Origin of the sequence: Burkholderia territorii (assembly GCF_902833055.1) — a bacterium.
GTDB classification, from domain to species: domain Bacteria; phylum Pseudomonadota; class Gammaproteobacteria; order Burkholderiales; family Burkholderiaceae; genus Burkholderia; species Burkholderia territorii.
Window position 1 is genome coordinate 1 of record NZ_CADFEJ010000002.1, and the last position, 24569, is coordinate 24569.

Consider the following 24569-nt stretch of genomic DNA (forward strand, 5'->3'; position numbering starts at 1 on the left):
TTCCGATGTATTACTCACCCGTTCGCCACTCGCCACCAGGTGCAAGCACCCGTGCTGCCGTTCGACTTGCATGTGTAAGGCATGCCGCCAGCGTTCAATCTGAGCCAGGATCAAACTCTTCAGTTTAAACCTGTTACTGTTTTCGGTTCTTTCGAACCGGTCGCTCACTCAAAGCTGACAGGAATATGAATCACTTCATAAACCTGACTTACTTTAGTGTGAGACTCTTGATACTTTTGCTATCTGATCCGAAGATCAGCTCGCTGCCATCAAGCGCCCACACTTATCGGCTGTTAATTTTTAAAGAGCATTTCTGCGAGCAACCTGAAGTTTCTCAGCAGCGCTGCGTTTTCAGCAGCAGAGAAGCGAGATTATGAACCGCGTTTCTCGGTTCGTCAACAACTTTTTGAACTGCTTCGTTGCGACGACCGGGGTTCAACTTCGTGTGCGCCGGCGGCTCTACAGCCAGCCCAACCGCACCGCTTCCCTTCTTTCCTCCGCGCCGCGTTGCCGTTAGCGCGAAAGAGGCGTGATTCTATGCACCTCACGGCAATCGCGCAAGGGGTTTCGTAAAAAATATAAGGCCTCGCATGCTGCCCGCATGCGAGGCCTTATATAGAGATAGAGGCAGCCCAGCCGTCAGGCCATACGCGCCTGACGCGCCACGATCTCCATATAGTGATCGAGACCAGGCGTCACCTTGCCCTCTTCCTTCGCGGTATCGTCCCAGCGGCGCAGGCGGAGCGCATCTTCCGCGAACGGGCGCTGCAGGAACGCGGCCGTTTCCGCTTCACTGAAGATGCCGCCCTGCAGCGCGAGGCTGCGCACCGAATCCGGCGACAGGCTCTCGAAGTAGCCGGCGTCCGTGCGGCACAGGCAACGCTTGGCGTCGACGTGCAGCCGGATCGGCTCCAGCACTGCGTCCGAAAACAGCGGCCGCAGAAACGGCAGCACGTAATACTGATGCAGGTCGTCGATGCCCCGCGCGCTCGGCGTCTCGCCCTGCCGATTCAGCAGATGGCCAAGATCGTGCAGGAACGCGGCCGCAACCAATGCTTCGTCGGCGCCCGCCTCCTCCGCCAGCAACCCGCTCTGCAACGCATGCTCCAGTTGCGTAACCGGTTCGCCGCTATACGCGACGTGGCCGTGTTCGCGATACAGCCCGTGAATCTCTTCCACCGTCAATGCCATCCGCTCACTCCCAAGGCAGCGAAAACGTCTTCACGTTCGTGAAGCTCTTCATCGCTTCCTGAACACCTTCCTTATAGCCAAGCCCCGAATCCTTGATTCCGCCGAACGGCGACAGTTCGATCCTATATCCGGGCACTTCCCAGACGTTCACCGTCCCGACGTTCAGTTCGTTCACGAACCGCACGACCGCCGCCGTACTGTCCGTACAGATACCCGACGACAGTCCGAATGCCGTGCCGTTGCTGATCCGGATCGCGTCGTCGATCGTGTCGAACGCGATGACGGGCGAAACGGGGCCGAACGTCTCCTCGCGCACGATCGTCATCGACGGATCGACGTTGTCGAGCACGGTCGGCGAATAGAGCGCACCGCGACGCACGTTGCCGGTCAGCAGGCGCGCGCCCTGCGAGACCGCCTCGCCGACCCGCGCCTCGAACAGTCGCGCCGCCGCGTCGTCGATCACCGTGCCCATTTCATTCGCGGGATCGAACGGATCGCCATATTTCCATGCGCGCGTCTTCTCGACGAGCAACTCGGTGAACGCCGGCGCGATCGTGCGCTGTACCAGGATCCGCTTGACGGCCGTGCAACGCTGCCCCGAATTCCGGTACGAGCCGAGCACGGCCAGCGTGGCCGCACGTTCCAGATCGGCGTCGTCGAGCACGATCAGCGGATCGTTGCCGCCCAGCTCCAGCACGATGCGCCGGTAGCCGGCCCGCGCGGCGATCGCCTTGCCGATCGACACGCCGCCCGTAAAAGTGATCAGCGATGCGTGCGGGTGCGTGACGAATTCGTCCGCGATTTCGCGCGGGTCGCCGGTCAGCACCTGCAGCATCGGCTCGGGCAGGCCGGCCTCGTAGAGCAGGTCAGCCAGATAGAACGCCGACAACGGCACCTTCTCCGACGGCTTCACGATCACGCGGTTGTTGGTCGCAATCGCCGGCGCGATCTTGTGCGCGACCTGGTTCATCGGATGGTTGAACGGCGTGATCGCGACGATCACCCCGTCGAGCGGCTGGCGCTGCGAAAACACGCGGCGCGCCTTGCCATGGGGCGTCAGGTCGCACGAGAAGCTCTGCGCGTCGTCGCGCAGCGCTTCGACCGACGCGAACTTCAGCACGTCGGCGACGCGGCCGATCTCGTAGCGCGAATCCCGCTTCGACAATCCCGATTCGAGTGTGATCAGGTCGGAGGCTTCCTCGGTACGCTCGCGCAGCAGCGCCGCCGCACGCTCGAGGATCTGCGAACGCTCGTAACGCGTGAGCGCGGGCCGGTACGCCATCGCGTAGTCGAACGCGGCGCGCACGTCGTCGACGCTCGCCAGCGGCGCCGTGCCGACACGCGTGCCGGTGTATGGATCGGTGACGTCGAGAACGCGGTCGCGCGTCGCACGCGTGCCGCGCCAGCGCAGTGCCTCTGCGCGAAACGCCGGGTGATCCTGTCGGGGATGAGCCATCATGACGCGATCCGGTTCAGCACGAAATCGAAAACGTCGAAGTTGCGCGGACGACGTGCAGGATCGTCCCGCTCGATCCGACGGTTGAACAACAACGGCACCTCCTGCTCGGACACGCCGCCGTGCGACCGCAGCGGCACGGTCAGGCCCGACAGGTCGTGTTCGCGCTCTCGCGTGCCGAGCGTCATGTCGCGCCGCGCGATCACGACAAGGTCGCCGATCCGGTCGGCCGGCAGCTCGAAGCGCGCGGCGGCTTCCGCGTTGTCGAGGACGAGCTCGACGCCGTCGATCGCGCCTACGCGCCACATCGCGTCGGTCCGGTCGACGCCGGGTGCCAGGTAGACGGTCGCGAACGAGCCAAGCGCGCCGTGGTGCACGACATACGGATCGGTGATCGGCAGGATCACGCGCGCAGCCCGTGCACCGAACCACTCGTCGAACGCGTCCTGCAGATAGATCACGTTGGGGCGGCCCGTAACCGGATCGTGCTTCGCGTTCATCCCGTGATCGGCCGTGAGCCCGATTGCCCAGCCGAGGGCGTCGAGCTGGGCGAGATAGCCGTCCATCATCGCGTAGAACGCGTTCGCGCCGGCACTGCCTGGCTCGCACTTGTGCTGCACGTAGTCGGTGGTCGACAAGTACATGAGATCGACCTGGCGCGTCTGCGCGAGCCGCACGCCGGCCGCGAACACGAACTCGGAAAGCGCCGCGCTGTACACGTCGGGCGACGGCAGGCCGACCCAGTCGAGCACGTCGACGATCCCGTTTTCCGCGAGATTCGCCTGCGCGGCCTTCTCGGCGGAGAAGCAGATGCCGTTCATCCGCCAGCCGAGCAGCCGGCGCAGCTTGTCCTTCGCCGTGACGACGGCCACCCGCGCGCCGGCGTCGGACGCCGCTGCAAGCAGCGTGCCGGCACGCAGGTACGCCGGGTCGTTCATCATCACTTCGGCACCGCGACCGCCGTCGGCAGCCGGATCCCAGAAGTAGTTGCCGCAAATCCCGTGGACCGCCGGCGGCACGCCGCAGACGATCGACAGGTTGTTCGGGTTGGTGAAGGTCGGCACGACACAGTCGGCACGCCAGGCCGTGCCTTCCGCGATCATCCGGGCGATGAACGGCGCGACGCCCGCCTCCACCGCGCGTTCGAGATAGTCGTACTCGCAGCCGTCGACGCAGATAACGACGGTCGGTTCGACCGGCAGCCGGTAGCGTCGGCCGTTGACGTCGATCGATCGTCCCGCGAGATTCGTCGACACGTTGCCGGCGGCCGGTTGCTCGCCGAACTGCCGCAGTGCGAACGCGGCGTTCACGATGCCGCCCGCTTGCCGCGCGGCACCCGCGCGGCGATCAGCAGCAGCGCCGCGAGCGACGCGCCGAGCATCAACAACGACAGCGCGGATGCCGGAAGGTAGTAGCCGCGCTCGACCTGACCGATCACGACGATCGGCACGGTCGCGAAACCCGGCGGGTAGACGGTCAGCGTCGCGCCGAGTTCGCCGAGCGACAGCGCGAAGCCGAGCGCGAGGCTCGCGCGCAGCGCCGGCACGAGTTGCGGGAGCAGCACGCGGCGCAGCACCATCGCGGGCGGCGCCCCGAGGCTCGCCGCGGCTTCGCGCAGCACGGTGAGCTCCGGGCGCAGCGCGGCAGCCGCGCAGCGATAGCAGAACGGCAGAATCAGCGCGAGTTGCACGAGCACGACGATCGCGGCGGAACTCGACAGGTCGAGCGGCTTCTGGTGATACGCGATCAGCACCGCGAGCCCGAGCACGACACTCGGCACGCCGTTCGGCACCATCACGAGCGCATCGACCACCGCGCCGAGGCCGCGGCGGTCGCGCCCTTCGAGTGCGAGCGCGAGCCACAGCCCGAGGATCGTGCCGATTGCCGACACGCCGAAGCCGATCTCGAGGCTCGTCAGCAGCGCGTCGTATTCCGGCGAACCGAGCCGCTCGAACCAGCGCAGGCTGTAGCCGGCCGGCAGGATCGTGCCCGACCACTGCGTCGACACGCTCGACAGCGCGACGACGATGACCGGCAGCACGAACAGCCAGAAGCACGCGAACGCGGCCAGCGCGAGCGCCGCGCGCGACGCATGCTTGAGGACCGTGTCGCCCCAGCCGACCTGGTGGCGCGGCACGGCTTGCCCGATACGGAATTCAGCGGACATCGTTCCCTCCCGTCGCACGCCGGTTCACCCGGCGATAAACCGCATAGAGCGCCAGCGACAGCGCGAGCATCACGACCGCGCCGGCCGACGCGGTCGGCAGGTCGAGGTCGACGGTCGCGCTGCTGTAGATCGCGACCGGCAGCGTCACGAGCCGCGCGCTGCCGAGCACGAGCAGGATGCCGAACTCGTTTAGCGTCAGCAGGAAGCACAGCACGGTGCCGGCAGCGATGCCCGGCCACGCGATCGGCAGCACGACGCGACGCGCGAGCATCCATCCGGACGCGCCGAGGCTGCGCGCCGCCTCGATCAGGCGCAGGTCGAGCGTCGCGAACGACGCGAGCGTCGGCCGCACGACGAACGGCGTATAGAACACGGTTTGAGCGAGGATCACGCCGCCGATGCCGAACAGGAAATCGAGCGGCGGAGCCTCGAGATGGAACAGCTGCTGCAGCGCGATACTGATCGAGCCTTGCGAGCCGTACAGGAAGATCAGCGTGAACGCGACGAGGAACGACGGGAACGCGACGTACAGTTCCAGGAAGCGCGTGACGAGCGACGCGCCCGGAAACGGCTTGAAGAACAGCAGCGCGGCCAGCAGCACGCCGAGCACCGACGCCGTGCCGGCGCTCGCGAACAGCACGCCGACGGTCGTCAGCAGCACGTTGCGCGTCTCGGGGTTGCCGAAGAACGTCCGGTACGCGGCAAAGCTCAGCCCGTGATCGCCGGACACGCTCAGCAGCACGAGCCGCACCAGCGGATAGACGACGAGCGGGCCGAGCACGACGATCGCGAGCGCGGCGAGATGCAGGTCGCCCATGCGCTTGCGGCGCCGCGCGGCGGCGGCATGCGCGGCGGCCGACGCCAGCACGTGCGGCGGCAGGCCGGCTTCAGGGCTCGATAAGGACGACATCGTCTGCCTCGCAATGCAGGGAAACGCGCGCGCCGCGCTCGGGAGCCGCGCCGCGGCCGCGTTGCATCGTGACGCGCACGGGTTCGTCGGGCGCCGCGTCGATCACCACCGCGATCGACAGATCGGCGCCCTGCCATTCGACCGACGACACCGTGCCGTGCAGGCCGCCCGCCGCGAGCGGCATCACGGTCAGGCGCTCGGGGCGCACGCACGCGACCTTGCCGCGCATGCCGTGACGCGGGTCGCCGAGCGGGAAAATCACGTGCGGCGGCAGCAGGTTGGCCGGGCCGAGGTAGCGCGCGACGTAGCCGTCCCGCGGCGCATCGTACAGTTGCTGCGGCGTGCCGAGCTGCGCGATGCGGCCGTCGCGCATCAGCAGCGCGCGGTCGGACAGCACGAGCGCGTCGTCGCGGTCGTGCGTCACGCAGACGACGGTCAGGTTCGGCAGGCGCTCGTGCAGCGCCTTCAGCTCGCTGCGCACCGACGCGCGCAGGTTCGCGTCGAGCGCCGACAACGGCTCGTCGAGCAACAGCACGTCGGGCTCGATCACGAGCGCGCGGGCCAGCGCAACGCGCTGCTGCATCCCGCCCGACAGCTGCGCCGGCAGGTGGTGGCCGGCTTCGCCGAGCTGCACGAGCTTCAGCGCATCGGCAACGCGACGCGTCACCTCCGACGTGGCCATCCCGCGGGCACGCAGCCCGAATGCGACGTTCTCGAACACCGACAGGTGCGGGAACAGCGCGTAATTCTGGAACAACAGACCGAGATTGCGCTTGTGCGGCGGCGCATGGGTCAGGTCGCGTCCGGCCACGGTCAGCGTGCCGGTCAGGCCGTCGGCCTTCACGAACCCGGCGATGAAGCGCAGCAGCGTGGTCTTGCCGCAGCCGCTCTTGCCGAGCACGGTCAGAAATTCACCGGCGCCAATCGACAGCGACAGATCTTCCAGCACAGTGCGTGCGCCGTAGCGCACGCTCAGGTGTTCGATCTGCACGCCGCCTGGCGCGCCGGACCGCAGCGTGGCGCGCGGTTCGGCGGCGCCGAATGCGCCGGGATGGGTCAGGGTGGTGTCCACCGGGTTCATCCTCTTGCTCACTGATACAGGCGACGTGTCGCGATCACTTCGGCTTGACGACGTCGAGCTGCTTGCCCGAGCTGCCGATCACGTCCTTTTTCCAGCGCTCGATCCACACCGGTTTCTTCGCCATCACCTGCGTCCAGTCGACCGGGATCAGTTTCACGCCCGCGATCGCCTTCTTGACCGCTTCGCCGTTCTTGCCGGCCAGCGGCACGTCCGTGCGGCCCGGGATGCCATACATGTCCGGCACCTTCGACTGCACTTCCGTCGACATCAGGTAGTCGATCAGCTTCTTGCCGGCGTCCTGGTTCGGGCCGCTCTTGATCAGGCCGATGCCGTACGGCAGCTGGAACGTGGTCGGCTGGTCGCCGTCCTTCGCGGCCAGGAAGATCGGCTTGACGGCCAGCGCGCCGTGCTCGGCGTCGTCGAGATCCATCTGCAGGTCGCCGTTCGCGACGCTGATCTCGTTACGCGACAGCAGCACGTTCAGATAGCCCGTGCCCTTCGTGTGGAACTTCACGCTCTGCGACAGCTTCGCGAGGTAGTCGAACGCCTTGTCCTCGCCCATCAGCGACGTCGTCAGGATCAGCACGGCCATCCCGTCGCCGGCCGTGGCCGGGTTCGAGTAGGCAACCTTGCCCGCGTAGGCCGGCGACAGCAGGTCGGCGAACGTCTTCGGCTGGTTCTTCACGACATCCGGGTTGATCGCGAACGAGAAGTAGTTGTTCACGAACGTCGCCCACGTGCCGTCTTCTGCCTTCGCGATCGCCGGCACGTTCTTGTAGTTGACGCTCTGGTACGGCTGCAGCAGGCCCATCTGGCCAGCTTGCTGGATGAACGGCGGCAGCGTGACGATCACGTCCGCCTTCGGCGAGTTCTTTTCGATGTTCGCGCGGTTGACGACCTCGCCGCTGCCCGCCGTCACGATGTTGACCTTGACGCCTTCCTTCTTCTCGAACGCGGGCAGCACGTCGCGATAGAGATTCTCGAGACCGTCCGCCGTGTACAGCACGACCGCGTTCGCCGCATGCGCGGGCATCGCCGCGCCTTGCAGCAGACCGGCGGCGCAGGCGGCCAGCGCGAGCTTGCGGAACGCGCCGGCAGCGGCGCGCGAGGAATTCTGCAGTGTCATCTCACTTCTCCGTAGGCGGAACACCAAACGGCCGGGGCACGATCCGGCTCCTTTCAGTCGGACAGACCGACGACCGGCCTGTCTCGCTGCCGCGCTGCAGGTGGTCTCGCGCGGCAACCGAAGGATCACAGCGTTCGATGACAACGCCGTGACGAGTGCCACAATTTCCAAAAAATGACACATTTTGCCAATATCATGCAAGTCGTTCAGAAATGCCGCCCGGCGTTTCGTCCGATCTTTGCAGGAGAAAAACCATGCCCGACCCGATTCTGCTCACGCCCGGCCCGCTCACCACGTCCGCCACAACACGCCACGCGATGCAACACGACTGGGGCTCGTGGGACGCCGCCTTCAATCAATTGACTGCGAGCGTCTGCGCGGATCTCGTCGCAATCGCGCGCGGCGGCGACGAATACGTGTGCGTGCCGATGCAAGGCAGCGGCACGTTCTCGGTCGAGGCTGCTCTCGGTACGCTGGTGCCGCGCGACGGCGTCGTGCTGGTGCCGGACAACGGCGCGTATTGCGCGCGCATCCTGAAGATCCTCGGCCGGCTCGGCATCGACGCGATCGCGCTGCCGTTCGGCGAGGACGCCGCGGTCGACCCGGCGGCGATCGAAGCCGCGTTCGCGTGCGAGCCGCGCATCACGCACGTCGCGCTGGTGCACCTGGAAACGAGCGCAGGCATCCTCAATCCGCTCGACGCGATCGCGGCCGTGTGCCGGCGGCACGGCAAGCGGCTGATCGTGGACGCGATGAGTTCGTTCGGCGCGTTGCCGATCGCGCTGGCGGACAGCGGGATCGACGCGCTGGTCTCGGCGAGCGGCAAATGCCTGGAAGGCGTGCCGGGGATGGGATTCGCGATCGTGCGGCGCGACGCACTCGACGCGTGCGAAAGCAACTCGCCGTCGCTCGCACTCGACCTTCACGATCAGTACGCGTACCTGCGCAAGACGGGCCAGTGGCGCTTCACGCCGCCGACCCACGTGATCGCCGCGCTGCGCGCCGCGCTCGACCAGTACCTGGCCGAAGGCGGCCAGCCCGCCCGCGGCGCGCGCTATGCGGAGAATTGTCGGACCTTGATCGAATCGATGCGCGCGCTCGGCTTCACGCCGTTCCTCGATGCGAGCGTGCAGGCACCGGTGATCGTCACGTTCCACGCGCCCGACCACCCGGCGTACGATTTCCGCCGCTTCTACGATGCGGTGCGCGACGCGGGCTTCATCCTGTATCCGGGCAAGCTGACGCAACGCGAGACGTTCCGCGTCGGCTGCATCGGCGCGATCGATGCCGGCGATATCCGGCGCGCGGTCGCGGCGATCGCGCAGGCGGTCGACTCGCTCGGAATCGTCGTGCAGCACGCGTGAGCGCCGCGTCAGCAACGCCCGGCAAGCGTGGAACGCAGACACAAAAAAGCCCGGCGACCCGCAGGTCGCCGGGCGAACGCACCGAGGGTGCGTGGAGCCGGTACTTAAAGTTCGATCCGCTTGATGTCGCCGACGACGAAGATGTACGACAGCGCACCGATCAGCGCGATCACGCCGATGAACACGAGCGCGCCGACGAACGATCCGGTCGATGCGACGATGAAGCCGACGACGAGCGGCGTGACGATGCCCGCGAGGTTCGCCGCGAAGTTGAAGATGCCGCCCGTCACGCCGAGCAGGCCGTCCGGCGCGATGTCGGACACGAGCGTCCAGCCGAGCGCGGCCATGCCTTGCGCGAAGAATGCGACCGACATGATCGCGATCACGGCTTCGTTGCTCTTCACGTAGTTCGCGAGAATGATCGTCGATGCAAGCAGCAGGCCCGCGATGATCGGCAGCTTGCGCGCGAGGTTCGCGGACTTGCCGCGGCGCAGCAGCCAGTCGGAGAAGATCCCGCCGAACATCACGCCCACCGATGCGGCGATGAACGGCATCACCGCGAAGAAGCCGATCTTCAGCCAGCCCATATGGCGTTCCGTCGCGAGATAGGTCGGGAACCAGGTGAGGAAGAACACGAGCGTCGAGTTGCCGGCGAACTGGCCGAGGCAGATACCCGCGAGCTGACGCTTCTTCACCAGCCGGCCGGCCATCGCCCAGCTGAACTTGGCCTGCGCGGACTTGCCGCTCGTGTCGCCGTCCTTGCGCGCGCGGTGCACGAGGCCGCCGCCCGCTTCGATGTATGCAAGCTCTTCCGAGTTCGCGCCCGGATGGTTGCGCGGCTCGTGATAGAACTTCCACCAGACGAGACCGAACACGATGCCAACCGCGCCGACGACCCAGAACAGCGAGCGCCAGCCGAACGCACCCATCAGCGCGAACAGCACCGGGCTGAAGAACGCGAGACCGATGTACTCGCCGACGGTGTACGTGCCGGTCGCCATCGCGCGCTCGTTTTGCGGGAACCACGTCGCGACGACGCGGCTGTTGGTCGGGAAACACGGCGCTTCGGTCACGCCGAGGCCGAGCCGGCATGCGAGCAGCGTCCCGACGCCGGGCACGAAGCCCTGCAGGAGCGTGCACAGCGACCACAGCGTCATGGACCAGTAATAGGTGATCTTGCTGCCGAAACGGTCGAGGAACAAGCCGCCGGGCACCTGCATCGCGACGTACGTCCAGGAGAACGCGGAGAACATGATGCCCATCACCGCCGCGTTGATGCCGAGCTCCTTGGTGAGCTGCGGCGCAGCCACCCCCAGCACGGTACGGTCAAGATAGTTGATCATCGTGCCGATCGCGAGCAGCGCGAGGATCTTGTAGCGCGCAGAGGTCCGCCGGACCGTGGCGGCCGCCGCGGGCGCGGCGTTCGTGTGGGTGGTGTGCTGCATGGTCGTCTCCTGGTCTCTTTTTCAGCTAGTCTGTAGAAAGGTCAGCGCGCGACGAGCGACTGAAAATGCTCGAACATCCGCTCGTCGTCCGGCGTGCGTCCGGTGAAGATCTCGAACGCATCGACCGCCTGGTACACGGCCATCCCGCCGCCCGGCAGCGTCGCGCAGCCGGCTGCGCGCGCGGCGCGGATCAGTTCGGTTTCGAGCGGGAAATACACGATGTCGGCGACCCACATTCCCGCGTGGAGCAGCTCCGCCGGCAGCGGCAGGCCCGGATGCTTGACCATGCCGGTCGGCGTCGCATGGATCAGGCCGGTCGCCGCCCGCATCGCGGCCGCGAGATCGTTGCCCGATGCGACCCGGGCGGCCGGGAAGCGCTGCTGCAGTTCGCCCGCGAGCGCGGCGGCACGCGTGCCGTCGACGTCGAAGATCGTCAGTTCGGCGGCACCCATCTGCAGCGCCGCATGCGCGACGGCCGCACCCGCGCCGCCCGCGCCCAGCTGCACGACACGCTCGAGCGACGCGCCGGGCAACCCGCGACGGAACGACTTCGCGAAACCCGACCAGTCGGTGTTGTGGCCGATCCGCTTGCCGTCCTTGAACAGCACGGTGTTCACCGCGCCGAGCGCGCGCGCATCGTCCGACAGTGCGTCGAGGTGCTCGATCACGCGCTGCTTGCACGGATGCGTGATGTTGAGCCCGTTGTAGCCCATCCGCTGCGCGGCATCGAGCAGTTCCGGCAGCGCGTCGACGGTCACGCCGAGCACGTCGAGATCGATGCGCCGGTACACGTAGCCGAATCCCTGGCGGAAACCTTCTTCCTCGTGCATCGCGGGCGACAGCGAACCGCCGATACCCTGGCCGATCAGGCCGATCAGAAACGACGGGCGGCTCATCGTGCGGCTCCTTGCGCGAAAAGGGTCGACAGGCGCTGCAGCGCAAATACGTAACCTTCGGTGCCGCAGCCGCAGATCACGGCTTCGGCCACCGCCGACACATACGAGTGATGACGGAATGCCTCGCGGCGATGCACGTTCGAGATATGCACCTCGATCACGGGCTTCGCGATCGCGGACAGCGCGTCGGCCAGCGCGACCGACGTGTGCGTATAGCCGGCCGGGTTGATCACGATGCCGTGCGTATCGTGGCGCGCGGCATGCAGCCAGTCGATCAGCTGGTGCTCGGCGTTCGACTGGCGAAAATCGATCTCCAGCCCGAGCGCCTCGGCTGCCGTGCGGCAACGCTGCTCGACGTCGGCAAGGGTTTCCGCGCCGTAGATGTGAGGCTGGCGGGTGCCCAGCAGATTCAGGTTCGGGCCGTTCAGCACCAGCACCTTGTGCTTGCTCATGGTGTTTCTGCTCCAAAAACGGGGGCGAATCGCTAGTCGACTTCGCCCCTTGACGTCAAGATTCGGCGCTAGTGTGCGCTTGCGCAAGCGCAATGTCTTTTCGGGTTTTCGCTTATTTGTACCATCTAGTTAGTTTGTATAATTCGCCATACTCCCCTAGTAAATTCGGGATGTGGCGCCCGCAAACAATTCAATGACTGGTTCATTCCGGCCCGATCCAGCCGACGCCATGCCCCGCTCACCGCAGGATTCGCCCATGCAGCGCTCGATCGCCACCGTGTCACTGTCCGGCACGCTCGCCGAGAAGCTCGCCGCCATCCAGGCCGCCGGCTTCGACGGTGTCGAAATCTTCGAGAACGACCTCGTCTACTTCGACGGATCGCCCGCCGACGTGCGCCGCATGGCTGCCGATCTCGGCCTCGACATCGTGTTGTTCCAGCCGTTTCGCGACTTCGAGGGCGTGAGCCCGGCCCAGCTTGCGCGCAATCTCGACCGCATCCGCCGCAAGTTCGACGTGATGCATGCGCTCGGCACCGACCGCATCCTGGTATGCAGCAACGTGTCGCCCGACACGATCGCGGACGACGCGCTGCTGATCGACCAGCTCGGCGCGCTTGCCGAAGCCGCGCGGCAGGCCGGCGTGGTGGCCGCGTACGAGGCGCTCGCGTGGGGCAGCGTCGTAAAGCGGTACGGGCACGCGTGGCAGCTCGTGAACGCGGTGAACAGCCCGCATCTCGGCCTCGCGCTCGACAGTTTCCATACGCTGTCGCTCGACGATTCGCCGGACGCGATCGCCGATATCCCGGGCGACCGGATCGCGTTCGTGCAGATCGCCGATGCGCCGAAACTCGCGATGGACGTGCTCGAATGGAGCCGCCACTACCGCTCGTTCCCCGGCCAGGGCGATTTCGATCTCGCGCGCTTCACTGCCCGCGTGATCGAGTCCGGTTATACGGGGCCGCTGTCGCTCGAGATCTTCAACGACGGCTTCCGCGCCGCGCCGACCGCGATCACGGCCGCCGACGGCCACCGGTCGCTGCTTTATCTGGAAGAACTGTCGCGCGCGCGACTCGCGCAGGACGGCCGCGCGCCGGCCGCCGGCCAGCCGCTATTCGCGCCGCCTGCGCCGCCCGCGCACGTCGGGTTCCAGTTCATTGAATTCGCGGTCGACGCGCAGGCGGCAGCCACCGTCGGCGAATGGCTCGGCCGGATGCGCTTCCGGCTCGCGGGCCGCCATCGATCGAAGGACGTGACGCTGTTCCAGCACGGCGCCGCGTCGATCGTGCTGAACGCCGAGCGCGACTCGTTCGCCGACGCGTTCTTCCAGCAGCACGGGTTGTCGCTGTGCGCGTCGGCGTTCCGCGTCGACGATGCGAAAGTGGCATTCGAACGCGCGGCCGGCTTCGGCTACACGCCGTTTTCCGGGCGCGTCGGCCCGAACGAGCGCGTGCTGCCGAGCGTGCAGGCGCCGGACGGCAGCCTCGAATACTTCGTCGACGAGACGCCGAACGCTCCAACGCTGTACGAATCGGATTTCGTGCTGACCGACATCGACGGCCCGACCGAGGTCGGCCCGCTGACCGGCATCGATCACGTGTGCCTCGCGCTGCCGGCAGACGCGCTCGACACGTGGATCCTGTTCTTCAAGACCGCCTTCGGCTTCGAGGCAGAGCGCAGCTGGCTCGTACCCGATCCGTACGGCCTGATGCGCAGCCGCGCGGTGCGCAGCGCCGACGGCTCGGTGCGGATCGCGCTGAATGCGTCGGTCGATCGCCATACGGCCGTCGCCGAATCGCTCGACCGTTATCACGGCACCGGGCTGAACCACGTCGCGTTCCGGACCGACGACATCGTGAAGACGGTCGCCGCGTTCGCCGCCGACGGCGTGCCGTTCCTGCGCATTCCGCCGAATTATTACGACGATCTCGCCGCACGCTACGCGCTGTCGGACGAGTTGATCGACACGCTGAGCGCCCATCATCTGCTGTACGACCGCGACGAAAACGGCGGCGAATTCCTGCATGCGTATACGGAACTGGTCGACAACCGCTTCTCGCTCGAAATCGTCGAGCGGCGCGGCGGCTACGACGGCTACGGCGCCGCCAACGCGGCCGTGCGGCTCGCCGCGCAGGCCCAGCGAAGAAAATAAGGGCGCAAGCGAATTCCGCGCTGGGAGCGATTCGAACGGGAAAATCACGCCGCCGCAGGGACGCGCGCCACGCGGAAGCGCCATCGTGGTGAGCGCTGCGGCAGCGCCTTGCCGGGCAAGGCCGACCACCGCGAGCGGGACATGGCCAACCTGCCGGGGTTACATCCGGTAACGCGCACCACGCTCCAACATGCGCGCGGCCACCGCGCTTTTAAGAATCGCTTAAGTCTTCGACGGCACCATCCGCTTCCAGTACCCGATAGATATCTCGAAAAGGAGGACAGCGATGAGCGCCGTAGAAGCACCCGCGGGCCGCCCGGCCGCCCCCCCTGTAAAAAAGACGATGCTGCGCCGATTGCTCAGCCATCATGAAATCGCAACGCTGCTCGTGCTGCTGCACGCACCGATCGGCGCGAATGCCAAAGCCGAATTGCCCGCGCTGCAGGAAGCCGGCCTCGTCGAGATGGTCAAGCTCGACGCCGACACGGCACCGAGCTTCCGGCTGACCGAAGACGGCACGGCCGTCCTGAAAGGCCTCGGCTACCGCTGAGCGCCGCCGAGTCGCCGCCAAGTCGCCGCTTTCCCGCTTCAATCCTTCGTACCGCCCCGATCCTTCCGACGCGCCGCCCCTTCCGGCGCGTCACTTCACCCTGCCCTGTCCTGCAGCATCAGCCGGTATTCCGTCGGCGTCATGCCGACCGTTGCCTTGAACTGGCGCGTGAACGCGCTGTGATCCGTATAACCGCATAGCGCCGCGACGTCGGTCACCTTGTCGTGCGTGACGAGCAGCGCCGTGGCCGCGTCGAGCCGCGTTTTCAGCAGCACCTGGCGCGGCGTCAGGTGAAACACCTTGTGGAAGTAGCGTTCGAGCTGCGCGACCGACATCCCGGCCATCTGCGCAAGCTGCTTCAGGTTCAGCGGCTGCACGTAGTGATCCTGGATGTGCTGCACCACGTCTGCGAGCTTGCTGTAGGCCGGGTGCGAACCTTCGTGCGCCTTCAGGTCGCGCGAGATGCCCGCAAGACCGACCACCTTGCCCGCCGCGTCGCGCAGCGGCTCCTTGCAGGTCAGGCACCAGCCCGGCTGGCGGCCCGGATACAGATGCAGCTCGAGCTGGTCCATCAGCTGTTGGCCCGCTGTGATCGTTGCCATGTCCTGCTCGAAATACGTTCGGCCGAAGCGGCGCGGAAACACTTCGTCGGTCGTCTTGCCGAGCAGGTCGCGCTTGTCCTTGTAGCCGCAACGCAGCGCGAGCGTGCGGTTGACGAGCGCGTAGCGGCCGTTCGCGTCCTTCACGAAGAATGCGACGTCGGGCAGCGCGTCGAACACCGGCTCGAGCAGGCGGAAGTGCGCGAGCATCGCGCCGAGATCGGCATTGTCGGGCTGGTAGCGCAATGTGTCGGCGAGGCTCATGGGCGGTGCGGCAAGGAAGGTCGTCATCCCGGCATCTGCGAAGGGAGTGGCTGATGGCGTCGATTATAGAAGCGCGGTCGAGAACACGTCGCGACGAGCTCGTACAAGCGCGATAGAGCGACTCGGCGAACGGCGGCCGCGCAACGCGACGCCGGTCGGCAACGATCGGGCAGCAGCATGGCTCCGCGCGCAACGCGCCGTGCCGTTGTGCGCGCAACCACCGCGCCGCGCTTGCCGGACGCCGAGGATTGCGCATCGATCCGCTGCGGGGTGCCCGGCATCGATCGGCAACTTCGGTGATATCGACCTGCCGCACGCGGTATCGCAACAACGCTCGCGAAGCTGCCATCCTGGAGATGCCGGCGTGCCGCGTCTTGGCCCGATTGCGCATTTCACATGACGATTTCAGCACATATCAGGGTTATCTACGATATGCCGAAATCGTCGCCGGTCACGCATCGAACGCGCAAGACGCGCGCATTTTCGCTACCTAGACTTCGATCAACGGTTACGAGACGACATCCCGCCGCCGCCGCGCACGCCGATTCCGGCACAATCCGCGCGGCCGTCGCGAAGGCCTGCCGATCGATACGTCTCGCCCGGTTTACCGCACCGGCCCGTCGGCCGGCGTCGGCCCAACCACGCCATCAAGGGGAAGTGAAAGTGAAGCTGAAGGTATCGCACGTCGCGCTGGCCGCTGCCTGCGCACTGTCGGGCGCACACGCCATCGCCGCCGACGTCGTCAAGATCGGTTTCGCCGCGCCGCTGACGGGGCCGCAATCGAACTACGGCACGGACATGCAGAAGGGCGTGCAGCTCGCGATCGCCGATTTCAACGCGACGCATCCGACGATCGGCGGCAAGCCGGTCACGTTCCAGCTCGACTCGCAGGACGACCAGGCCGACCCGCGCACCGGCACGACGGTCGCACAGCGGCTGATCGACGACAACGTGCGCGGCATCATCGGTCACTTCAACTCGGGCACGAGCATTCCGGCGTCCGACCTGTACGATCGCGCCGGGCTGCCGCAGATCTCGATGGCGACGTCGCCGCAATACACGGCGCGCGGCTACAAGACGACGTACCGGCTGCTGACGAGCGATGCGCAAGCAGGCCGCATCGTCGGCACGTACGCGGTGAAGACGCTGCGCTTCAAGCGCATCGCGATCATCGACGACCGCACGGCCTACGGCCAGGGCATCGCCGACGAATTCGCGAAGGCCGTGCAAGCCGCGGGCGGCACGATCGTCAAGCGCGATTTCACGAACGACAAGGCGCTCGACTTCTCCGCGATCCTGACCAACCTGAAGGGCATCAACCCGGATGCGATCTTCTACGGCGGCGGCGACGCGCAGTCTTCGCCGATGATCCGCAAGATGCGCCAGCTCGGGATGAAGTCGGCATTCGTGACCGGCGAAATGTCGCGTTCGCCGACGTTCCTGAAGGTCGGCGGCGACGCGGCCGAAGGCGCGATCGTCTACATGGGCGGGCTGCCGAAGGAAAAGATGCCGGGCTTCGCCGGCTATGCATCGCGCTACAAGGCACGCTTCAATGAAGACGTGATCACCTATTCGCCGTACTCGTACGACGGCACGATCGCGCTGCTCACCGCGATGAAGGAAGCGAACTCGACCGACCCGAAGGTCTATACGCCGTATCTCGGCAAGGTATCGATCAAGGGCGTGTCGGCGCCGAGCATCGCATACGACGCGAAGGGCGACCTGAAGGATGCGCCGGTGACGATCTACAAGGTCGAGCGCGGCGCGTTCAAGCCGGTCGACACGATCGCCGGCAACTGATCGCACGCTCGTTGCATTGCGCGGCGCGGCACGCGGATCGACCGCTTGCCGCGCCGCGCGCGTTTCTTCCGCGTGAAGTCCGAAGCGCTCCTCGGCGCGGCCCGCGCGCGCGCATTTCGCGCTCCTGTAGAATCCCCCCACCCGCTTTGACGCTTCGTCTGCGTCGTGCCCCATCCCGGTGCGACGGTGCGTGTCGCGTGCCCTATCCGGCGCTCGGCGCACGCTCGACGATGCAGGCCGCGCCTTGCCAGTCCATGCCGATAGCGGGTTCTGGAGACGCAGCACCGACAACAACATTCAAAACCGATCGTCCTGACCATGCAAGCTTCCGAATTGAGCGGCGTGCCCCGTGCCGCCGAACGCGCGCTCACGCGCAGCGACTACAAGACCCTTGGCCTTGCCGCACTCGGCGGCGCCCTCGAGTTCTACGACTTCATCATCTTCGTGTTCTTCGCACCCGCGATCGGACAGCTGTTCTTCCCGCACGACATTCCCGACTGGCTGCGCCAGTTGCAGACGTTCGGCATCTTCGCGGCCGGCTATCTCGCGCGCCCGCTCGGCGGCGTGATCATGGCGCACTTCGGCGACCTGTTCGGCCGCAAGCGGATGTTCACGCTGAGCGTGCTGATGATGTCGGTGCCGACGCTGCTGATGGGCCTGCTGCCGACCTACGACTCGATCGGCATCCTCGCGCCGGTGTTGCTGCTGCTGTTCCGCGTGTTGCAGGGCGCGGCGGTCGGCGGCGAAGTGCCGGGCGCATGGGTGTTCGTGTCGGAGCACGTGCCGTCGCGCCACATCGGCTATGCATGCGGGACGCTGACCGCGGGCCTCACGGCCGGCATCCTGCTCGGCTCGCTCGTCGCTGCCGGTATCAACAGCCGCTACTCGGGCGCCGAAGTCACCGCATTCGCGTGGCGCATCCCGTTCCTGCTCGGCGGCGTGTTCGGCCTGTTCTCGGTGTACCTGCGCCGCTGGCTGCACGAGACGCCGGTGTTCGCCGAAATGAAGGCGAAGAAGGCGCTCGCGGCCGAGATTCCGCTGAAGGCCGTGCTGCGCGATCACGGCCGTGCGGTGATCGTGTCGATGCTGCTCACGTGGATGCTGTCGGCGGCGATCGTCGTCGTGATCCTGATGACGCCCGCGCTGCTGCAGAAGCAATATCACCTGACGCCCGCCACCACGCTGTTCGCGAACAGCATCGCGACGCTGTGCCTGACGGCCGGCTGCATCACCGCCGGCTCGCTCGCGGGCTGGATCGGCGCGAAGCGCGTGCTCGGCATCGGCGGCCTCGTGCTGGCCGTGTGCTACTACCTGCTGTTCGCGCAGGTCGCCGCCGACGCGTCGACGTTGCCGCTGTACTACGGGATCGCCGGCTTCATGGTCGGCACGATCGGCGCGGTGCCGTTCGTGATGGTCAAGAGCTTCCCGGCCGTCGTGCGCTTCTCGGGCATCTCGTTCTCGTACAACGTCGCGTATGCGATCTTCGGCGGCCTCACGCCGGTGATCGTGTCGCTGATGATGAAGTCGAACCCGCTCGCGCCGGTCGTGTACGTCGCGGCGATCTGCGTACTCGGCGCGATCGCCGTGCAGTTCGCGAAGGATGCGAAGGAGCTGAAGGACGCACGCTGAACGCCGGCGCGCATCCGCGCGCAGGATGAACAAAGGGCCGAATCCCGCGGCGTGCGGGATTCGGCCCTTTCGTTTTGGTTCCGCGCGGCGCGCGACGTCCGTACGTCGCGCCGTTCAGCGCGACTCGACTCAACTCCGGCTCAGCGCAGCGCGCCGTACGACGAACTTGGCCGGCGCAGCGCGTCGATGCTCGCGCCGCCCGCACCGGTCACGAACAGCAGCAGGAAACCGCCGGCGATCGCGACGTTCTTCCAGAAGTGGATGACCATGTCGTGCTGGACGGCGGCGTCCGTCGCGTCCCAGAAATTGTGGCCGACCATCGCGGTCGCGATCGTGTAGAACGCCATCAGCAACGCGAGCGGCTTGACCTTGTAGCCGACGATCAGCAGCAGGCCGCCGAATGCTTCGATTGCAACGACGAGCGGGCCCGTCACCTGCGGATACGGGACGTTCATCCGATGCAGATAGCCGATGAAATCGCCGTAGCCGAGCAGCTTCATCACGCCGCCCCACAAGAACAACGCCGCCAGCGCCAGGCGCGCGAAAAAAATGACGCCGGAATCGACGGAACGCGTCATGCCTCTCTCCTCGTATGCAATTCGGCCGTCCGCTCGAGGCGTGCCCGGGCGGTTCGCAGCCGCGCGGCCCGGCCGGGCCCGCGGCAAATGGGCCAGCATAGAGGGTCTTTTCGCGGTGTCCAAGAAAAAGGTTGTAGCAAATCTTTACACTGCGGCGGCCGGCACCGACGCGGCGCCACCACGATGAACGACGCCGCAGCCCGCCGCCGCGAATAAAAGGAACAGGCCCTAACCGGCGTCGCTCAACAGCACGCCTTTCTTGAACACGAAGCAGCCGTAGCCGCGCTGCTCGCCGGTGACGATCACCGCATACGCCTGCTGCGCGCGCTCGTAGAACGCGAATCGCTCGATGCCCGCGAGCGGCACGGCGCGCCCTTCCGCGCGATCGATTTCAGCCTGCACTTCGCGCTGCACGGGCGGCACCGCGGCCGGGTCGCCGACCACCTCCATCCGCCACGCGGGCGTGTCGACGAACGTGTCGAGCGGCAGCACCGACAGCACCGCGCGCGCGACGCGCGCCGAATCCGCGCCATCGATGCGCAGCGCGCGGCCGACCACCGTATGCTCGGCGACGGATTCCGCCGGAAAATTCGCATCGCAAATCACCACTTCATCGCCGTGGCCCATCGCGCGCAGCGTGTGCAGGACGTCGGCGTGCAGCAGGGGATCGATATTCTTCAGCATGTGGGCAAACCTCCGGGACGGGGAACGAACTGCATACGTTACCCGATCCCGGCGGCCGCCGGGCATGCGTCGCTCACGTCACGACGTCGCGGCCGGCATTTCGTCGATGAAACCCGTCACCGACTTCAGGCGGCCCGACGCATCGACGGTGCCGAAATCTGAACCCTTCACGATCGCCGCGCCCTCCGGCGACACGAGCGCCCACGAGAAGCGCAGGTGCTGGCCGAAGCCGTCGACGTCGGTCGTGCGGCGAAAGCGATACGCGGGGAAGCGCGCCTGCACCGCGGCGATCATCGTGTCGATGCCCGCGTGGCCGTCGCCGGCCATCAGCGGATCGCGATAGGCCGCGTCGCTCGCGTAGGTCGCATCGATCAGCGCGCGCCGGCGTGCGGCGTCGGACTCGTTCCAGGCGTCGAAATAACGGTCGATCAGGTCGGCGTGAGCGGACTGGACGGTTTCGTTCGTGTTCATGCGAGGCTCCTGGTCTGGATGAGGGGAGGACAGCACCGCGGACGTTTCGTGTTCGCGTGTCGCCATCGTCGCCGGCCTCGCGCGGGCGGTCGATTACGTTCGAGGTAAGGAAACCGCGCCGCCGCTATTGAAAACGGGCGCCCGAAGGCGCCCGCATCGTCCGCCGTCGCAACCGCACGCGTCAGGTCACCGGCGCCGGATTGAACAGCGTCAGCGCATTCGCGAGCTTCCATTGCTCGGCCCACGTGCGGCGCTTGCCGCTCGCGACGTCGAGCATCAGCCGGAACAGCTCCCAGCCGACCTCTTCGATCGACGCCGCGCCCGTCGCGATCTGCCCGGCATCGAGATCCATCAGATCGTGCCAGCGGCGCGCGAGATCGCTGCGCGTGGCGACCTTGATCACCGGCACCTGCGCGAGGCCGTACGGCGTGCCGCGGCCGGTCGTGAAAACGTGCAGGTTCATCCCCGCCGCGAGTTGCAACGTGCCGCAGATGAAGTCGCTCGCGGGCGTCGCCGCGTACAGCAGCCCCTTCTGCCGCGCCCGATCGCCGGGGCGCACGACGCCGGCGATCGGCGCGCTGCCCGACTTCACGATCGAACCCATCGCCTTCTCGACGATGTTCGACAGGCCGCCCTTCTTGTTGCCGGGTGTCGTGTTCGCGCTGCGGTCGACGCGACCGCGCTGCAGGTAGCGGTCGTACCAGTCCATCTCGCGGATGATCTCGCGCGCGACATCCTCGTTCGCCGCGCGTGACGTGAGCTGCGCGACACCGTCGCGCACCTCGGTCACTTCCGAGAACATGATCGTCGCGCCCGCGCGCACGAGCAGATCGGCCGCGAAGCCGACCGCCGGGTTCGCGGTCAGCCCCGAGAACGCGTCGCTGCCGCCGCACTGCACGCCGACGACGAGATCCGACGCCGGGCAGGTTTCGCGACGACGGCGGTTCAGACGCTCGAGATGTGATTCGGCCATCTTCATGATCGAATCGATCATCGAATTGAAGCCGACGTGCGCGGCGTCCTGCAGGCACACGACGCCGCCGTTGTCCGTCGCGCCGTCGGCCGCCAGCGGAATCGCGCCGGGCGGCAGCAGGCGCTCGGGCTGCAGCTTCTCGCAGCCGAGGCTCACGGTCATCACTTCGCCGCCGAAGTTCGGGTTCAGGCTGATGTTGCGCAGCGTGCGAATCGGGATGTCGGCATCGGGCGCATCGATCGCGACGCCGCAGCCATATGTGTGCTCGAGCCCGACCACGTCGTCGACATTCGGGTAGCGCGGCAGCAGTTCGTCCTTGATCCGCTTCACCGCATGCTCGACGACGCCCGACACGCACTGCACCGTCGTCGTGATCGCGAGGATGTTGCGCGTGCCGACCGAACCGTCGGGATTGCGAAAACCCTCGAACGTATAGCCTTCGAGCGGCGCCAGCGGCGGCGCGGTACGCGTGGCGAGCGGCAGGTCGTCGAGCCCCGGCGGCTCGGGCATGCGCATCGTGCGCTCGTTGACCCAGCTGCCGCGACGCAGCTCGGTGAGCGCGTAGCCGATCACGACGTTGTAGCGGACGATCGGGTCGCCGGCGGCGAGGTCGACCAGCGCGACCTTGTGCCCCTGCGGCACACCTTCGCGCAGCGTCAGGCCGTCGGCAAAAGTCGCGCCCTCGGGCAGGCCGCCGTCGTTCACGACGATCGCGACGTTGTCGTCCGGATGGACGCGGATATAAAGCGGGGAAGCAGTCATCGGAATTCCTGGAAGGCTACCAGCCAGATCGTTAGTCATCATACGACATTCAACACCCATCGGTGATATTACGTAAACCCTTATCCGGAAAGACCCTACCCTTTATCTGTCGGGACGCTGCTTGCATTGCTCGTTCCTGCGTTGTACGATGACATACAACGACATCGCCAATATGGCCCGGATGCCGTACCCGACGAACCCAGCACTCGCGCTAGACGGACGACCCAACCATGACCTCACCGCAAGAACTCAAACAGATCATCTCCCACGGCCTGCTGTCGTTTCCGCTGACGGACTTCGACGCGGACGGCAGCTTCCGTCCGAGCACCTATGCCGAGCGTCTGGAATGGCTGGCGCCGTATGGCGCGACCGCGCTGTTCGCGGCCGGCGGCACCGGTGAATTCTTCTCGCTCACGCAGCGCGAGTATTCCGATGTGATCCGTGTCGCGACGGAAACCTGCAAGGGCAAGGTGCCGATCCTGGCCGGCGCCGGCGGCGCGACGCGCGTCGCGATCGAATATGCGCAGGAAGCCGAGCGCCTCGGCGCGAGCGGCGTGCTGCTGATGCCGCACTACCTGACCGAAGCGAGCCAGGAAGGCATCGCCGAGCACGTCGAGCAGGTGTGCCGCGCGCTGAAGATCGGCGTCGTGGTGTACAACCGCGCGAATTCGAAACTGAACGCCGACATGCTCGAGCGCCTCGCCGATCGCTGCCCGAACCTGATCGGCTTCAAGGACGGCGTCGGCGAAATCGAGAGCATGGTCACGATCCGCCGCCGCCTCGGCGACCGCTTCGCGTATCTCGGCGGCCTGCCGACGGCCGAAGTCTACGCAGCCGCGTACAAGGCGCTCGGCGTGCCGGTGTACTCGTCGGCCGTGTTCAACTTCATCCCGAAGACGGCGATGGCGTTCTACGAGGCGATCGCGAAGGACGACCACGCAACGGTGGGCCGCCTGATCGACGAATTCTTCCTGCCGTACCTGAAGATCCGCAACCGTCGCGCGGGCTACGCGGTCAGCATCGTGAAGGCGGGCGCGAAGCTCGTCGGCCACGACGCGGGCCCGGTGCGCGCGCCGCTCGTCGACCTCACCGACGACGAAATGGCCGAACTGGACGTGCTGATCAAGAAGATGGGCCCGCAGTAAGCAGGGCCGGCCGGCGCAGCGCCTTCAACCGCACCGCGGCCGGCTTGTTGCATCGCCCGTGTTGGATCGCGGCCGGCACCTGCCGGCCGCCGTCGTTTGCAGCGGCGGCCATGCCACGGATCCCGCCGCGCCGCGCGCGGTCACATCTGCGCGATGACGCCGATGATCCGGTGACGCACGTTGGCGAGCTTGATCCGCGTCGCCTCGATCTGCTGTTGCGCGCCCGCTCGCACGCGCGCGTTCGACTCGCCGCCGAGAATCTGGCCGAGCACGTCGCGATCGACGACGGCATCGAAGAACCGGCCGACCGTGATCGTGGCCGACTGCTTCGCGATGGACAGCGCGCTGTTGGCCTGCATCAGCGCGTCGGTGCGCAGGCTCGGGTCGTGCTCGTCGATGTTGCGGCGATACTCGAGTGCGAACACCAGCGCTTCCATGTCCTGCCGGAATTGGCGCACGGCGAGGCCGAACATGAGCGAATGCGCGTCGGAGCCCGTGACGGACCGCCCCTGGTTGATGGTCACGTCGAATTCGCTGCCGCCCAGGTCGCGCTGGAATTCCAGCAGCGCATTCGCGAGCACGCGCCCTTCGCTGTACTGGCCGATCCGGCTGCGCACGGCATGCGCGACGCCGCCGATCACCTTCCATAATCCGGCGGCGAACAGGTGGTCGCCGCGCTTGCTGATGTTCATCGGATGACTCCCTCTTGGAATTTTGTGGTCTCTCAGGCCCGCCTGCGGACCGGGCGGCCCGAGGCCCCGCTACTGTAGGAGAAATTCCGGCGACGCGAAAGCCATCATGAAAAAAGCGGGAGCCGCCAACAGGCGGCCCCCGCTCTCACTGCTTCGGCAAGCGGCGCGGCTGCGCGCCGTGCCGC

The 24569-nt window shown here is 66.7% G+C and carries 22 protein-coding genes and 1 rRNA gene; 6 read left to right on the forward strand and 17 right to left on the reverse strand.

The features are described 5' to 3' along the window. From HW466_RS04595 to phnS, 8 genes are all read right to left on the reverse strand, one after another. Positions 1-126 (reverse strand): 16S ribosomal RNA (locus tag HW466_RS04595); the annotation flags it as partial. Positions 127-639: 513 nt separating this feature from the next. Beyond that, positions 640-1191 (reverse strand): phosphonate degradation HD-domain oxygenase, encoded by a 552-nt coding sequence (locus HW466_RS04600; RefSeq protein WP_059449084.1) that lies wholly within the window; start codon positions 1189-1191, stop codon positions 640-642. 4 nt (positions 1192-1195) lie between these two features. Beyond that, positions 1196-2650: a phosphonoacetaldehyde dehydrogenase gene (gene phnY, locus HW466_RS04605; protein ID WP_151006405.1), complete on the reverse strand. Its 1455-nt coding sequence runs from the start codon at positions 2648-2650 to the stop codon at positions 1196-1198. Further along, entirely contained in the window at positions 2647-3957 is a 1311-nt protein-coding gene (phnA, locus tag HW466_RS04610) for a phosphonoacetate hydrolase (protein WP_151006404.1), read from the reverse strand. Before phnA ends, phnY begins: the two co-directional genes overlap by 4 nt. Next, entirely contained in the window at positions 3954-4814 is an 861-nt protein-coding gene (gene phnV, locus HW466_RS04615; RefSeq protein ID WP_059501672.1) for a 2-aminoethylphosphonate ABC transport system, membrane component PhnV, read from the reverse strand. Before phnV ends, phnA begins: the two co-directional genes overlap by 4 nt. Then, positions 4804-5724, reverse strand: coding sequence for a 2-aminoethylphosphonate ABC transporter permease subunit (phnU, locus tag HW466_RS04620; RefSeq protein WP_059501670.1), 921 nt, complete (start codon positions 5722-5724; stop codon positions 4804-4806). Before phnU ends, phnV begins: the two co-directional genes overlap by 11 nt. After that, a complete protein-coding gene (phnT, locus tag HW466_RS04625; protein ID WP_060346173.1) occupies positions 5702-6805 on the reverse strand; it encodes a 2-aminoethylphosphonate ABC transport system ATP-binding subunit PhnT in 1104 nt (367 codons plus the stop codon). Before phnT ends, phnU begins: the two co-directional genes overlap by 23 nt. A gap of 34 nt (positions 6806-6839) precedes the next feature. Beyond that, the gene (gene phnS / locus HW466_RS04630) at positions 6840-7931 is read right to left on the reverse strand and encodes a 2-aminoethylphosphonate ABC transporter substrate-binding protein (protein WP_059449078.1); all 1092 of its coding nucleotides are present in this window, start codon (positions 7929-7931) and stop codon (positions 6840-6842) included. A gap of 254 nt (positions 7932-8185) precedes the next feature. On the opposite strand from phnS, the gene HW466_RS04635 reads away from it, so the two are divergent. Then, a complete protein-coding gene (locus HW466_RS04635) occupies positions 8186-9295 on the forward strand; it encodes a 2-aminoethylphosphonate--pyruvate transaminase (RefSeq protein ID WP_151005716.1) in 1110 nt (369 codons plus the stop codon). 104 nt (positions 9296-9399) lie between these two features. On the opposite strand, the gene HW466_RS04640 is transcribed toward HW466_RS04635, so the two are convergent. The 3 genes from HW466_RS04640 to aroQ are packed head-to-tail and all read right to left on the reverse strand — an operon-like array spanning position 9400 to position 12088. Then, positions 9400-10740, reverse strand: coding sequence for an MFS transporter (locus HW466_RS04640; protein ID WP_059449076.1), 1341 nt, complete (start codon positions 10738-10740; stop codon positions 9400-9402). A 41-nt stretch (positions 10741-10781) separates the two neighbouring features. After that, on the reverse strand, positions 10782-11636 hold the full coding sequence (locus tag HW466_RS04645; protein ID WP_059501659.1) for a shikimate dehydrogenase: 855 nt from the start codon (positions 11634-11636) through the stop codon (positions 10782-10784). Beyond that, positions 11633-12088 (reverse strand): type II 3-dehydroquinate dehydratase, encoded by a 456-nt coding sequence (gene aroQ, locus HW466_RS04650; RefSeq protein ID WP_059449074.1) that lies wholly within the window; start codon positions 12086-12088, stop codon positions 11633-11635. Before aroQ ends, HW466_RS04645 begins: the two co-directional genes overlap by 4 nt. Before the next feature lie 256 nt (positions 12089-12344). Here aroQ and HW466_RS04655 point away from each other — a divergent pair, with 256 nt between their 5' ends. Both HW466_RS04655 and HW466_RS04660 read left to right on the forward strand, forming a co-directional pair. Beyond that, on the forward strand, positions 12345-14237 hold the full coding sequence (locus tag HW466_RS04655; protein ID WP_174905693.1) for a bifunctional sugar phosphate isomerase/epimerase/4-hydroxyphenylpyruvate dioxygenase family protein: 1893 nt from the start codon (positions 12345-12347) through the stop codon (positions 14235-14237). Positions 14238-14523: 286 nt separating this feature from the next. Then, positions 14524-14787 (forward strand): hypothetical protein, encoded by a 264-nt coding sequence (locus HW466_RS04660; protein ID WP_059501655.1) that lies wholly within the window; start codon positions 14524-14526, stop codon positions 14785-14787. Between the two features lie 95 nt (positions 14788-14882). Here HW466_RS04660 and HW466_RS04665 read toward each other — a convergent pair whose 3' ends face one another. Further along, complete coding sequence (locus HW466_RS04665; RefSeq protein WP_059449071.1) at positions 14883-15677, reverse strand: AraC family transcriptional regulator; 795 nt, start codon at positions 15675-15677, stop codon at positions 14883-14885. Positions 15678-16313: 636 nt separating this feature from the next. On the opposite strand from HW466_RS04665, the gene HW466_RS04670 reads away from it, so the two are divergent. Together HW466_RS04670 and HW466_RS04675 are read left to right on the forward strand one after the other, a co-directional pair. Continuing rightward, on the forward strand, positions 16314-17450 hold the full coding sequence (locus HW466_RS04670; RefSeq protein ID WP_059449070.1) for a branched-chain amino acid ABC transporter substrate-binding protein: 1137 nt from the start codon (positions 16314-16316) through the stop codon (positions 17448-17450). 318 nt (positions 17451-17768) lie between these two features. Further along, complete coding sequence (locus tag HW466_RS04675; RefSeq protein WP_151004823.1) at positions 17769-19079, forward strand: MFS transporter; 1311 nt, start codon at positions 17769-17771, stop codon at positions 19077-19079. Positions 19080-19219: 140 nt separating this feature from the next. On the opposite strand, the gene HW466_RS04680 is transcribed toward HW466_RS04675, so the two are convergent. From HW466_RS04680 to garD, 4 genes are all read right to left on the reverse strand, one after another. Next, positions 19220-19657 carry a DoxX family protein gene (locus HW466_RS04680; RefSeq protein ID WP_151004821.1) on the reverse strand — a complete coding sequence of 146 codons (438 nt, stop codon included), beginning with the start codon at positions 19655-19657 and terminating at the stop codon, positions 19220-19222. Between the two features lie 228 nt (positions 19658-19885). Next, complete coding sequence (locus HW466_RS04685; protein ID WP_059449066.1) at positions 19886-20341, reverse strand: RbsD/FucU family protein; 456 nt, start codon at positions 20339-20341, stop codon at positions 19886-19888. A gap of 78 nt (positions 20342-20419) precedes the next feature. Continuing rightward, entirely contained in the window at positions 20420-20812 is a 393-nt protein-coding gene (locus tag HW466_RS04690) for a nuclear transport factor 2 family protein (RefSeq protein ID WP_059449065.1), read from the reverse strand. 181 nt (positions 20813-20993) lie between these two features. Continuing rightward, on the reverse strand, positions 20994-22547 hold the full coding sequence (gene garD, locus HW466_RS04695) for a galactarate dehydratase (protein ID WP_151004819.1): 1554 nt from the start codon (positions 22545-22547) through the stop codon (positions 20994-20996). Between the two features lie 230 nt (positions 22548-22777). Between garD and kdgD the strand changes: the two genes are divergently transcribed. Then, positions 22778-23692: a 5-dehydro-4-deoxyglucarate dehydratase gene (gene kdgD, locus HW466_RS04700; protein WP_059501649.1), complete on the forward strand. Its 915-nt coding sequence runs from the start codon at positions 22778-22780 to the stop codon at positions 23690-23692. A 140-nt stretch (positions 23693-23832) separates the two neighbouring features. On the opposite strand, the gene HW466_RS04705 is transcribed toward kdgD, so the two are convergent. Beyond that, the gene (locus HW466_RS04705) at positions 23833-24384 is read right to left on the reverse strand and encodes a hypothetical protein (RefSeq protein ID WP_151004818.1); all 552 of its coding nucleotides are present in this window, start codon (positions 24382-24384) and stop codon (positions 23833-23835) included. Positions 24385-24569 lie beyond the last annotated feature (185 nt).